7 protein-coding genes, 4 pseudogenes and 1 riboswitch are annotated in these 12660 nt (G+C 53.1%); of the genes and pseudogenes, 4 read left to right on the plus strand and 7 right to left on the minus strand.

From position 1 onward, the window contains the following. Positions 1 to 12: 12 nt before the first annotated feature. Positions 13 to 998, minus strand: a pseudogene (gene moaA / locus KQP84_RS16090) (GTP 3',8-cyclase MoaA). Continuing rightward, a riboswitch (molybdenum cofactor riboswitch) is annotated at positions 988 to 1122 on the minus strand. Its footprint overlaps the pseudogene before it by 11 nt. Positions 1123 to 1328: 206 nt before the next feature. Between moaA and KQP84_RS16095 the strand changes: the two are divergent. After that, the gene (locus KQP84_RS16095; RefSeq protein WP_215847287.1) at positions 1329 to 2234 is read left to right on the plus strand and encodes a gluconeogenesis factor YvcK family protein; all 906 of its coding nucleotides are present in this window, start codon (positions 1329 to 1331) and stop codon (positions 2232 to 2234) included. Between the two features lies 1 nt (position 2235). Here the strand turns inward: KQP84_RS16095 and uvrB are convergent, their stop codons facing one another. Then, the gene (gene uvrB / locus KQP84_RS16100) at positions 2236 to 4257 is read right to left on the minus strand and encodes an excinuclease ABC subunit UvrB (protein WP_215847288.1); all 2022 of its coding nucleotides are present in this window, start codon (positions 4255 to 4257) and stop codon (positions 2236 to 2238) included. Between the two features lie 897 nt (positions 4258 to 5154). Between uvrB and KQP84_RS16105 the strand changes: the two genes are divergently transcribed. After that, the gene (locus KQP84_RS16105) at positions 5155 to 5877 is read left to right on the plus strand and encodes an ABC transporter ATP-binding protein (RefSeq protein ID WP_215847289.1); all 723 of its coding nucleotides are present in this window, start codon (positions 5155 to 5157) and stop codon (positions 5875 to 5877) included. A 1-nt stretch (position 5878) separates the two neighbouring features. Here the strand turns inward: KQP84_RS16105 and bioD are convergent, their stop codons facing one another. The 4 genes and pseudogenes from bioD to bioB all read right to left on the minus strand — a co-directional run bounded on the left by bioD (position 5879) and on the right by bioB (position 9466). After that, entirely contained in the window at positions 5879 to 6550 is a 672-nt protein-coding gene (gene bioD / locus KQP84_RS16110) for a dethiobiotin synthase (protein WP_215847290.1), read from the minus strand. Then, positions 6547 to 7302: a malonyl-ACP O-methyltransferase BioC gene (gene bioC / locus KQP84_RS16115; RefSeq protein ID WP_215847291.1), complete on the minus strand. Its 756-nt coding sequence runs from the start codon at positions 7300 to 7302 to the stop codon at positions 6547 to 6549. The genes bioD and bioC overlap by 4 nt, the downstream gene beginning before the upstream one ends. Then, a pseudogene (gene bioF / locus KQP84_RS16120) lies at positions 7283 to 8435 on the minus strand (8-amino-7-oxononanoate synthase). Before bioF ends, bioC begins: the two are co-directional and overlap by 20 nt. Then, the gene (gene bioB / locus KQP84_RS16125; protein ID WP_215847292.1) at positions 8435 to 9466 is read right to left on the minus strand and encodes a biotin synthase BioB; all 1032 of its coding nucleotides are present in this window, start codon (positions 9464 to 9466) and stop codon (positions 8435 to 8437) included. Before bioB ends, bioF begins: the two are co-directional and overlap by 1 nt. Positions 9467 to 9551: 85 nt before the next feature. Here bioB and bioA point away from each other — a divergent pair. Both bioA and KQP84_RS16135 read left to right on the plus strand, forming a co-directional pair. After that, positions 9552 to 10842, plus strand: a pseudogene (gene bioA / locus KQP84_RS16130) (adenosylmethionine--8-amino-7-oxononanoate transaminase). A 75-nt stretch (positions 10843 to 10917) separates the two neighbouring features. Further along, positions 10918 to 11394, plus strand: a complete 477-nt coding sequence (locus KQP84_RS16135) for a kinase inhibitor (protein WP_215847293.1) — start codon at positions 10918 to 10920, stop codon at positions 11392 to 11394. A gap of 181 nt (positions 11395 to 11575) precedes the next feature. On the opposite strand, the pseudogene pgl reads toward KQP84_RS16135, so the two are convergent. Then, positions 11576 to 12576, minus strand: a pseudogene (gene pgl, locus KQP84_RS16140) (6-phosphogluconolactonase). Positions 12577 to 12660: the final 84 nt, after the last annotated feature.

Here is a 12660-nt window from a genome sequence, read left to right on the forward strand (position 1 = left end):
ATTGCTCCTTAATTATCCGCCAATGTAGGACAGGTTCTGCGTAATACCCGTATTGCCCTGATGCAGAAAATGTGTCTGTTTTTCTTACCCAGACTGCTGGCGATGCGCGCCTGCAGTTCCTGTTGCTGATCATCCGAAGCGAGCAAATCGCGCAGCGGAAGGCCGCCGTCGCCGAACAAGCAAAGATGCAGATTACCCTGTGCAGAGACGCGCAGACGGTTGCAGCTGGCACAAAAATCTTTGGAATAAGGCATGATCAAACCGATCTCACCGAGGTAATCAGGGTGATAAAACACCTGCGCCGGGCCATCGCTGCGCCCGCTTAAGCGGCGCTGCCAACCCTGCGCGATCAACTGATCGCGAATCACTTCGCCGGAAACGTGTTGCTGGCGGAAAAGCGCGCCGCCTTCGCCCGTTTCCATCAGTTCGATGAAACGCAGTTGAATTGGACGGGTACGAATCCACTCCAGGAAGGTCATCAGATTATGACTGTTGATATCGCGCATTAGCACGCTGTTGACTTTGACCTGCTGAAAGCCAGCGTCAAAGGCGGCATCAATGCCTGCCATGACCTGATGAAACTTATCCTGGCCGGTAATAGCATGAAACTGGCGGGCATCCAGGCTGTCGAGGCTGACGTTGAGCGCGGTCAAACCGGCGTCGCGCCACTGTTTGACGTCGCGCGCCAGGCGATAACCATTGGTAGTAACCGCAATATGGCGTATCGAGGCGTTTTCACGCACTGCAGCAATGATGTCCGTGAAATCGCGGCGCAGCGAGGGCTCGCCGCCTGTCAGACGCACTTTTTCAGTGCCTGCAGCGGCAAACGCACGCGTAACGCGGCGAATTTCATCCAGCGAGAGAAAACTTTTGTTGCGGATGCCGTGCGGTTTGTAGCCGTCCGGCAGACAATAGGTACAACGGAAGTTACACACATCCGTGACCGATAAGCGCAAGTAGTAAAACTTGCGCTCAAATGCATCAGTAAATTGTGACACCTGGACACCTTTCCAAATTCGGGAGATGCAGTCATTTCTTTCTGCACCCTGGCAGCGCGAAGGCTACGGCCTGAATCCCCTATCTTGCGACTTAGGCACTCAGGCTAGAGTGTACGTTGACCTTATGATCAACGCGGTTAGTGTGATGGTAGCGCGAAATTTCACACGATTCCACCGGCTGTTTTCGCTATATATTTGATGATATAGCGAATTTTCACCGCATTTTCGCAGCAGGATACGTTAAAATACGCCGCAGAATTTGCTGTATGTCATCCCTGCCCGGATTTGTGCTTAAAAGAGCCATAATCTGGGCGCGTTTTAAGGAGAAGTATGAATCGAACACTGGCCGATCTCGATCGCGTCGTGGCTTTAGGCGGCGGACATGGATTGGGACGCGTGATGTCAGCGCTGTCACCGCTCGGTTCTCGCCTGACCGGCATTGTCACCACCACCGATAACGGCGGATCAACCGGACGTATTCGTCGCTCAGAAGGCGGCATTGCATGGGGCGACATGCGCAACTGTTTAAACCAGCTCATTGCTGAACCCAGTGTCGCTTCAGCCATGTTTGAATACCGCTTTTCTGGCAATGGCGAACTGGCGGGACACAATTTAGGTAATTTGATGTTGAGAGCGCTGGATCACCTTAGCGTTCGCCCGTTAGAAGCCATCAATATCATTCGCAATTTATTGAAGGTTGATGCTTTTCTCATTCCGATGTCCGAGCAGCCGGTTGATTTAGTGGCGCTCGATAGCGAAGGCAACATGGTTTACGGCGAAACCGATATTGATGAGATGAAGCAACCGCCGCAAGAGATGATGCTGCATCCCAACGTGCAACCCACGCGTGAAGCGTTGGAAGCCATTGCTGAAGCTGATCTGATCCTGATTGGTCCCGGCAGTTTCTATACCAGTCTGATGCCAATTTTGTTAATGGATGAGATGGCACAGGCGTTGCGCCGCACGCCAGCCACCATGGTGTTTATCGGCAACCTGGGACGAGAACTTAGCCCCGCAGCCGCTAATCTGACCGTCGCTGATAAGTTAGAAATGATGGAGCGCTACATTGGCAAGCGAGTAATCGATGCCATTGTGGTGAGCCCAGCCGCGGATATCAGCAACGTCGAAAATCGGTTGATCGTGCGTGAACCGCTGGAAGCCGCCGACATTAAATATCGTCACGACCGCCAGCTGTTACGCGTTGCGTTGGAACACGCGATTCAGGGATTTAACTGAGCTACGATGCCGCAATAAACAGCGTGCGCAGTTCATGCAGCTGATCGCGCACGTTGGCTGCCTGTTCGAACTCCAGGTTCTGCGCATGCTGCTGCATCTGCCCTTCCAGTTCATGAATCTTTTTCTGCAACGCCTGTGGCGTCAATGACAGGTAATCAGCTTCGGCATCAGCGGCGCCTTTGCGGGTCGACTTACCTTTGCCGCGCACTTTCGCCACGTTGTTACCCAGTTCCAGAATATCGGTAATCTTCTTATTCAGGCCCTGCGGCACAATGCCATTTTCCTCGTTGTACAGTCGCTGCTTCTCGCGGCGGCGCTCGGTTTCCTCAATAGCCCGCGCCATTGATGGCGTGATTTTATCGCCGTAGAGAATTGCTTTGCCGTTAATGTTACGCGCCGCACGTCCTATAGTCTGAATCAGCGAGCGTTCAGAACGCAGGAACCCCTCTTTATCGGCGTCCAGAATCGCCACCAGCGACACTTCTGGCATATCCAGGCCTTCACGAAGCAGGTTGATACCGACCAGCACATCAAACTCGCCCAGACGCAAATCACGGATGATCTCCATACGTTCAACCGTATCGATGTCCGAGTGGAGATAACGCACCCTTTCACCGTGCTCTTCGAGGTATTCGGTGAGATCTTCCGCCATGCGTTTGGTTAACACCGTCACCAGCACACGCTCTTTAACCGCCACGCGCTGACGGATTTCTGATAACAAATCGTCAACCTGTGTCCCAACGGGACGTACTTCGAGGATCGGATCCAGTAACCCGGTAGGGCGCACCAACTGATCGATCACTTCAGTGCCCGATTTTTCCAGCTCATATTTACCCGGCGTCGCCGAAACATAAATCGTCTGGGGCGCCAGCGACTCAAACTCTTCAAACTTCATTGGGCGGTTATCCAGCGCCGACGGCAGACGGAAACCGTATTCCACTAACGTCTCTTTACGCGCCCGGTCGCCCTTATACATACCGCCAATTTGCGGAATGGTAACGTGTGATTCATCCACCACCAGCAGGCCATCTGCCGGTAAGTAATCAAAAAGTGTCGGTGGCGCTTCGCCTGGCCCGCGTCCCGAAAGATAGCGCGAGTAGTTTTCGATACCAGAGCAATAACCCAGTTCACCCATCATCTCGAGATCAAATTGAGTACGCTGCGTAATGCGCTGTTCTTCCAACAGTTTGTTGTTTTCCAGCAAATTTTTCCGACGATCGGCCAGCTCGACTTTGATCTCTTCCATCGCCTGCACAATACGTTCGCGTGGGGTGACGTAGTGCGTTTTAGGGTAAATCGTGAAGCGCGGGATCACCGATTCCACTTGGCCGGTCAGCGGATCAAACAGTGACAGCCGCTCTACCTCTTCATCAAACAGCTCTACACGCAACGCAATGTCATCCGACTCTGCGGGGAAGATGTCGATCACTTCGCCGCGCACGCGGAACGTACCGCGCTGGAAAGCTTGATCGTTACGTGCATATTGCAGCTCTGACAGGCGACGCAAAATGCTGCGCTGATCGATGATCATGCCACGCGTCAGATGCAGCATCATTTTTAAATAGAGATCAGGATCGCCTAAACCATAAATGGCTGACACCGACGCCACCACAATGACATCGCGGCGTTCCAACAGCGCTTTGGTCGCGGAGAGACGCATCTGCTCAATGTGTTCGTTTACCGAGGCGTCCTTTTCAATAAAGGTATCGGAGCTGGGAACATAAGCTTCTGGCTGATAGTAATCGTAATAAGAGACGAAGAATTCCACGGCGTTATCGGGGAAGAACTCTTTCATTTCACCATACAGCTGCGCCGCCAGCGTTTTGTTAGGTGCCAGCACCATGGTGGGACGATTGAGATCGGCAATGACGTTGGCCACGGTGAACGTTTTCCCCGAGCCGGTTACGCCTAACAGCGTTTGATGGGCCAATCCATCCTCAAGCCCCTCTTCCAGACGGCGAATCGCTTCGGGCTGATCGCCAGAAGGTTTGAAAGCGGAGTTCAATTTAAAGGCTTTACTCATGAATGCGGTTCCTGCTGAAGAAGTCGGCGGGCAGGCAATCATTTTACTCTGCTATGGTGAATTTGCCAGAAATAAATACTGGATATAAAAACAGTAATGGTGCACAGTTATGGAGAACCCCGCTGCGCCGTATTAACAAGATTGATAGCCCGCAACGTTAATTCTTGTTGCGCAAGGTTATCCCCAAGCAGAGCTTGATTTTAACATTTGTCAATAGAGCGTCATAAAATTACAGTTTGATGAACTGGCAGATAATCCTTAGGCTTGTTTTTTACTAATTCATTGATTTATATTGTTTATGCAGAAAAGCCCAGTTTCTCATCACAATGTAAGCAAGCCGCGTATTTCCTCGCTTCTAACCTGTTTTCATGAGCTAATGCACAAGGTTATCCACAGGAATGGTGGATAACTGAGGGCAGCCCAATCGCCATAGGCTGTGTATAATTTTTCCCGCATTAGTTCCCTGCTAAAAATATTTTTTTCGATTTAATTTCACCACTTTCTCTCATGTATTAACTATGCTTTTGGAGCCTTAGCGTAAAAATTATGCATTCGAAGCGCGGGTTAAGGGCCATTCTTAATCAGACTCAATGCCTTCTAAATGTACAGATGCACCAGCAACGTTAAGCATTCCGCACCGTTAATGTGCATGCCTTTTATCACCCCGAGCAATTGTTAAGCATTGCTCATATTTTGCTGCGCTTTTTCCCGTCCAGTACGCTAAATTACGCTTTTTTAGGAATTTGGCCTGGTAATTGCAGTACTCATTCCAGTACGTATCACCGCGCCAACCGGCGCACTGTGCGGCAATGGCGTTAACGCCATCGTTGATGACTTGTTTGCCAGACGACAAAGAGCGGAAGCATTCAGGCTAATTATCTGGAAGGAGTGTGTCAGATGCTGAGTTTACGTTCGGTGAATCAGTTTTACGGTCAAAACCACATCTTGTGGGATGTGGATCTCGATCTGCCGCCCGGCACCTGCACCGGTGTTTTGGGTCGTCCCGGCATGGGCAAAACCACGTTAGTTAACTGCATCATGGGTAAGCTGCCGATCAACAGCGGCTCAATATTTTGGCAGGAGAATGGCGCGCCGCCGGAGAATCTTCTACTGCAGCCGGCTGAACAGCGTGCGCGCAGAGGGATCGGTTACGTGCCGCAAGGTCGCCATATTTTTACGCAGATGAGTGTTGAAGATAATTTATTGATTGGCCTGTTGGCTGGCGCGGCGCAGACGGATCGCCATCGCGCCATTCCGGAAATGGTTTTCGACCTCTTTCCGGCACTTTATTCCTTACGCCAACAGCGCAGCGGCGATCTTCCCATCGATCAGCAACAGCAGCTTGCGCTGGCACGCGCACTGGTTTTACAGCCTAAGCTTTTGATTCTGGATGAACCCAGCGACGGTATGTCGCCTTGGCTCGAAGAGGAAATGGGCAATTTGATTCGCCGCCTCAATTTGGATTACGGCATGACCATATTGCTGCTGGAGCAGCGCGTGTCACTGATTCGACGTGTAGCCGATTACTTTTTCCTGCTGCATCGCGGACGCAATGTGGCGCAAGGAAAAGTCGCCCAGCTGGATGACAGTACCGTCAACAAATGGCTGACGGTAGCGTAATTTACTCAGGCAGGGTCAAATAAGCGCCGCAATCAGCGTGTTGAGCGATGTCGATGAGATAGGGAATTTCACCGAGGCACGGTGCCGGTAAGCGCTGTTTTAGGGTGGCAAGGTATTCCTGATGGCGTTTTCCTGGCGGTACGACGGTGTTGGCGATCCAGCCCGCCAGACGCAGTCCGCGCGCCTGAATGGCATCGGCTGTCAGCATTGCGTGGTTGATACAGCCCAGTTTCACGCCGACGACTAAAATCACCGGTAACTGTTCCGACGTTACCCAATCGGCGTAAGTTTCGCGTTCTGACAGCGGCGTATACCAACCGCCCGCGCCTTCGATCAAAATCCATTCTGCCAACGGTTCCAGATCGCGCAGTCCAGCCGATAAGGTGCTGAATTCAATGGGCCGTCCCTCGTCTGCGCTGATGATATGCGGTGAAGTGGGTTCGACAAACGCCAGCGGATTGATCTGCTGATAATCCAACGTCACGCTGCTATAGCGCTGTAAAGCCAGTGCATCGCTGTTGCGAACGCCTTCAGCGGTGATTTCACAGCCCGAGGCCACCGGTTTGTAGCCCGCAGTACGATAACCTGCGCTGTTCGCGGCCTGCAGCAATGCGCTGCTGGCAACCGTTTTACCAACTTCAGTGTCGGTGCCAGTGATAAACCAGCGTTTCATGATGGGCTTACTCCATACATCAAATGGTAACTCATGCGAAATCCCTGCGCGTCTTGTGGCCAGTGTTTTTCTAGCTGTGCCAGACGCTGACGGGTTAATAAATGGCCTTCTCGCCCTGCATGCAGATGCGTTGCACCGATGCCTTTTAATGAACGCATCGCGCTAAGCGCATCAGGGAAATGCATTGTGATCACCTGCGCCTGACAATGTAATCCCTGCTCAACGCAGGCGGCGGTAATCTCCTGCTCACTCAGGAAGCGGTTAGCGTGGGCAACATCATCAATGTGCGACCACGCTTGATGCACCTCATGCAGCGATCCCGCGCTCAACGTGGAAAACAGCAAGCAGCCTTCAGGGCGTAAAACGCGTTTGAACTGGTGCAGCGCTGCACGCAAATTGTCACTCCACTGCACCACTAAATTGCTCCACACCACGTCCATGCTGGCATTGGCGAAAGGTAAAGCATCAATATCGCCCGCTAAATAGTGTTGCGCTACGTTATTCGCGCGCGCCTGTTGCAGCATTTGTGGTGACAAATCCAGCGCCGTGACCTGCTTGCCGCGCTGCCGCCAGGTGCGGCTATACCAGCCCGTTCCACATCCTGCATCTAACAGCTTGTCACCGGTTTGCGCCGGGGCTAGTGCCAGCAAGGCGTCGCCGCTTAAACGTTGTAGCTCGGCGTGGCGATCGTAATGCAGCGCAGCACGCCCAAAGGCGCGAGCCACGGCGCGTTTATCTACCTGCAGCGTCATGCAGCGCCTCCAGTAACAGATCGATATCTTCCGGCGTGTGCGCCGCAGTCAAGGTAATACGCAAGCGCGCGGTGCCTGGCGGCACGGTCGGTGGTCGAATCGCGCTAACCCAGCAACCAGCATCAGCCAACGTTTTTGATAACGCCATCGCCTCGGCGTTGCCGCCAACAATCAACGGCTGGATGGCACTTTCTGATTGCATGAGCTTCCAGGGCAATGAAGCGGCACCAGCACGAAAACGTTGAACGTTGGCGTAAAGCCGCTGACGTAATGCATCGCCCTGTTGAATCTGCTGCAGCGCCGCCTGCAACGCGCAAGCTTGCGCGGGTGGCATGGCGGTTGAGTAAATCAGGTGACGTGAGAATTGCAGAAAATAGTCGGCGATAGCGTCATCACACAGCAGCGCTGCGCCGCTGACGCCAAAGGCTTTACCAAACGTCACTACCAGCAGCTCTGGCTTCACGGCTTGCTGCCAGCAGCTGCCGCGCCCTTGCTCTCCTACCACGCCAATCCCATGCGCATCATCCACCAGCAGCCATCCTTCAGCGCGGCGAGTCTGATTGGCAATATCGCGCAAGGGGCGCTGTCGCCATCCATGCTGAAAATGCCTTCGGTCACGACCAGCGTTTCACCTTCACATGGCACCGCTAAGCGCGTTGCGAGGCTGTGCGAATCGTTATGGCTGAAACGCCGCAGCTGCGCCGGACTGTGGCTTGCGGCGTCAAGCAGCGACGCATGCGCCAGTTTGTCGGCAAGGATACGGTCGTTTTTTCCGCCAGCAGATGGATCACCGCCTGATTAGCGGCGAAACCAGAGATAAACAGCAGCGCGCGCGAGTAGCCCAGCCAGTCTGCGAGCTGCGCCTCTAAATCGGCGTGCAGACGGTTAAAACCGGTAACGTGACTGGATGCGCCCGCGCCTGCGCCTGCCAGGTCAGCGCCTCGCTGCCAGCCCGCGATTACCGCCGGATGCTGGCTCAATCCGAGATAATCGTTACTGGAAAAATGGCGATAGCGCTTGCCCGCTAGCGTCAGCGAGCGAGTGTGGTTCTCTTCAGTGATATGCCGCTGACGCCAGCCATCAGCGGCTTGCCGCTGCGCCAGCGCCTGCGTAATACGATGCTGCCAACTCATTACACCGCCGCGTTGTAAAACTGTTCGGTGTCAGCATTGAATAGCTGCTCGCTTAACTGCTGCTGCTGTTCATTATCGCCATTTTGCGTGTGCGTATGCTCCGGGTTCAGGCCCAGTTTGCGAAACAGCAGCATGTCTTTGTCTTCTTCTGGGTTTGGCGTGGTCAACAGTTTGCAGCCATAGAAAATGGAGTTCGCGCCAGCCATAAAACACATCGCCTGCGTTTGCTCACTCATCTGTTCACGACCGGCAGAAAGACGCACATGCGAGCTCGGCATCATGATGCGCGCCACCGCAATGGTGCGGATAAAATCAAACGGCTCAACATCATCGTTATCGGCCATCGGCGTGCCTTTCACTTTCACCAGCATGTTGATGGGCACGCTTTCTGGTGGCGTAGGTAAATTCGCCAGCTGCACCAGCAAACCCGCACGATCGTTAATCGTTTCGCCTAATCCGACAATGCCGCCGGAGCAAACTTTAATGCCCGCGTCACGCACTTTGCCCAGCGTATCGAGACGTTCCTGATAGCTGCGCGTGGTGATGATGCTGCCGTAGAATTCGGGTGAAGTGTCGAGATTGTGGTTGTAAAAATCTAATCCAGCCCCAGCCAGACGCTGTGCTTGCGCCTCGCTGAGCGTACCAAGCGTCATGCAGGTTTCCATGCCCATCGCCTTGACGCCTTCAACCATTTTTTCGAGGTAAGGCATGTCGCGATCGTTGGGGTTTTTCCACGCTGCGCCCATGCAAAAACGGCTTGAACCCGCCGCTTTGGCTTTGCGGGCAGAAATCAATACGTCGTCCACTTCCATCAGGCGTTCCGACTCAAGGCCGGTTTTGTAGCGCGCGCTTTGCGGACAATATTTGCAATCTTCCGGGCAGGCGCCGGTTTTGATAGATAACAAGGTGCTGACCTGCACCTGGCGCGGGTCAAAGTGCTGACGATGCACCTGCTGCGCTTCAAACATTAACTCGAGAAAAGGTTTATCAAACAGCGCTTGTGCCTGCGCGATTGTCCAACGTTGTGCCATTGCTTGCTCCAAAAAGGGTGTCATCCCGACGATTAACGTGGTTATACTTGTAAACTATATTTTTTATTTTTGGTTTACAATACCCATGTTCACCCAAAGCGACATTGAGTTTGACCGTCAGCATATTTGGCATCCTTACACTTCAATGCTGGATCCGTTGCCCTGTTATCCGGTGGTGGCGGCGCAAGGTTATCAACTGCAACTGGCGGATGGCCGTCAGCTAGTGGATGGCATGTCGTCGTGGTGGGCCGCCATTCACGGCTATAACCATCCTCGCCTGAATCAGGCGCTGCAGCAGCAAATGACGCAAATGTCGCATGTGATGTTTGGTGGCATTACGCACCCTTCAGCCGTTGCGTTATGCCGCAAACTGGTTGAGATGACGCCCGCCGCGCTGGAGTGTGTGTTCCTTGCCGATTCCGGTTCAGTTGCCGTAGAAGTGTCGATGAAAATGGCGCTGCAATACTGGCTGGGCCGTGGTGAAACGCGGCAAACATTTTTGACGTTGAAGCGCGGTTATCACGGCGATACGTCTGCTGCGATGTCGGTCTGCGATCCCGATAACTCCATGCACAGTTTGTGGCGCGGTTATCTGCCTGAGCATCTCTTCGCTGCCGCTCCGGCTTGTGGATTTGATGACATCTGGGATGAGCGTGACTTTGATGATTTTGCCCGCCTAATGGAACAACATCATCACCAGTTAGCCGCTGTCATTCTTGAACCTATCGTGCAGGGTGCAGGGGATGCGCTTCTATCATCCACGCTATTTGCAACGTGTGCGTGAATGTTGCGATCGCTATGGCGTGTTGCTGATAGCGGATGAAATCGCGACCGGCTTTGGTCGTACCGGTAAACTTTTTGCCTGTGAACATGCCGGGATTGCGCCAGATATCTTGTGTGTTGGCAAAGCGCTGACCGGCGGCACCCTGACGCTAGCCGCAACGCTCACCACGCGGGAAGTGGCCGACACCATCAGCCGCAGCCCGGCGGGTTGCTTTATGCATGGGCCAACCTTTATGGGCAATCCGCTTGCCTGTGCGGTGGCGGTGGAAAGTCTGACGCTTTTGCAGGAAGGTGACTGGCAAACGCAGGTGGCTACTATCGAACAGCAACTGCGTGAGCAGCTGCTGCCGCTGCGCGCTTCGCCGCAGGTTGCGGAGGTTCGTGTGTTGGGTGCCATTGGCGTGGTGGAGACGCATTCCCCTGTGAATATGGCCGCTTTGCAGCACTTTTTCGTTTCGCAAGGCGTGTGGATCCGTCCATTTGGGCGCCTGATTTATCTGATGCCGCCTTACATCATTGCGCCAGCCGCGTTGAAAAAATTGGTTCAATCGATTGGCGCTGCGCTTGAGCATCCTCTGCATTTTAAGTCATAAAGCAGCCTACGCTCTGAAAGTGTTGCGCTTTTGGTTAAGATGAAGCGTGATTCCTCGACAACCAAAGGAGATGTAATGCGAGTATTTAGCCAGGATTTCAATGACGGCGACAAAATGCCAGAGAAGCATGTCTTCAATGGCATGGGTTATCAAGGCGAGAACGTGTCACCCCATCTCGCGTGGGAAGATGCGCCCGAAGGCACCAAAAGCTTCGTAGTGACCTGCTACGATCCTGATGCGCCAACCGGTTCTGGCTGGTGGCATTGGGGAGTCGCTAATATTCCTGCCAGCACAACTTCGCTGCCACAAGGCGCAGGCTCGGGTGTAGCGGCCTTACCAACGGGTGCTATTCAAACGCGTACCGATTTCGGTCAGGCCGGTTACGGTGGCGCAGCACCGCCGCAGGGCGAAAGTCATCGTTATATTTTCAGCGTACATGCTTTGGACGTGGACAAGCTCGAGGTCGATGAAGGGGCGAGCGGTGCCATGGTCGGCTTTAATGTGCATTTTCATGCGCTGGCTAGCGCAACCATTACGGTGATTTATTCGTAAGGCGTTGTCAGGCTGACAGTTAAAGCAATAAAGCGGGATGAGACTTGCAGGCAAATATGATGCAGGATTTCATCCCGCTTTTTTCGTTTATCAAAGGTGTCAGACAAGATGACCAGGCCCTGTTGGCGCCTGATAACATGACTTAAAAAAGCCCGCTTTGAAAGCGGGCTTTATCAATCAATTAAGCATCAAGCTGATGAATCACAACCCACATTGGGCCTTGGCCTACAGCATAACGACTTAACGGTTTCAGCAAACCTTGTGGTTCGGTAATGCTGTAAATTTCGATATGGTGAGATTTCTGTCCTGCCGCGACCAAATATTTGCCGCTGTTATCGATATTAAAACCGCGTGGTTGCGTTTCAGTCGGTTGGAAGCCTTCAACCGCCAGGATTGCACCATCTTCACTCACGCTAAATATCGCCAGCGTACTGCTGGTGCGATCGCAGGCATAAAGGTATTTGCCGTTAGGGGTTAAATGAATATCTGCAGCCCAGCGCGTACCATTGAAGCCTGGCGGCATCAAATCGACAGTTTGCACGCGGGCAACTTCACCGTGTGCATTATTCAGTGCCCAGACATCCACTGTGCTATCCAACTCATTGACACAATAGGCGTAATTGCCATTGGGATGGAACACCATATGACGTGGACCTGCGCCTTCCACCGTGGTGACTTGCGCCTGCTTACGTGGCGTTAGCTGACCTTCTTCACCCAGTTCAAACAGGCAAATGCGATCCTGTTTCAGCGCAGGAACAAACAGCGTTTGGTTGGCATTATCGATATTGGCGGAGTGGCAACCGGCCAGGCCGTTAATCACCTGGGAAGGTGCCTGAGGAATGCCCTCTGCATTAATGGGGCTAACGCTAACGCATTCGTCATTGTACGAGCCGCAAAACAGGAAATTGCCTGCGCGATCGGTTGAAATATGGGTTGGACTGCCCGGCAAAGGTGCCTGCCCCGCTTCGGTCAACGTACCGTCAGCCGCAATGCGGAAGGCTAAAACGCGGAAATTAGGCCGTACGCCAACATAGAGAAAATCTTTTTTGGACTCACCACCATTGGCTGAACCTGACCGGCGACATCCGTCACCTGAAGCAGAGTCAATACGCCCTCTTCATTTAACTGCCAGACGTGAATCTGCTGACTCTCGGGACTGGCGGTATAGACAACTTGTTTCATGTATTCTCCTTTTACGCTGCCTGCTAATCTTCAGTGGGTCACTTTAGCGCGTTTTCCCCCTACGCTGGAATCATTTGTGCCTTG

Source organism: Candidatus Pantoea bituminis (assembly GCF_018842675.1).
Lineage (GTDB): Bacteria > Pseudomonadota > Gammaproteobacteria > Enterobacterales > Enterobacteriaceae > Pantoea > Pantoea phytostimulans.

Bases quoted from the DNA above. Each gene is read 5' to 3' on its own strand.
- KQP84_RS16095 (WP_215847287.1), top strand. From the start codon at position 1,329: ATGAATCGAACACTGGCCGATCTCGATCGCGTCGTGGCTTTAGGCGGC.
- uvrB (WP_215847288.1), bottom strand. From the start codon at position 4,257: ATGAGTAAAGCCTTTAAATTGAACTCCGCTTTCAAACCTTCTGGCGAT.
- KQP84_RS16105 (WP_215847289.1), top strand. From the start codon at position 5,155: ATGCTGAGTTTACGTTCGGTGAATCAGTTTTACGGTCAAAACCACATC.
- bioD (WP_215847290.1), bottom strand. From the start codon at position 6,550: ATGAAACGCTGGTTTATCACTGGCACCGACACTGAAGTTGGTAAAACG.
- bioC (WP_215847291.1), bottom strand. From the start codon at position 7,302: ATGACGCTGCAGGTAGATAAACGCGCCGTGGCTCGCGCCTTTGGGCGT.
- bioB (WP_215847292.1), bottom strand. From the start codon at position 9,466: ATGGCACAACGTTGGACAATCGCGCAGGCACAAGCGCTGTTTGATAAA.
- KQP84_RS16135 (WP_215847293.1), top strand. From the start codon at position 10,918: ATGCGAGTATTTAGCCAGGATTTCAATGACGGCGACAAAATGCCAGAG.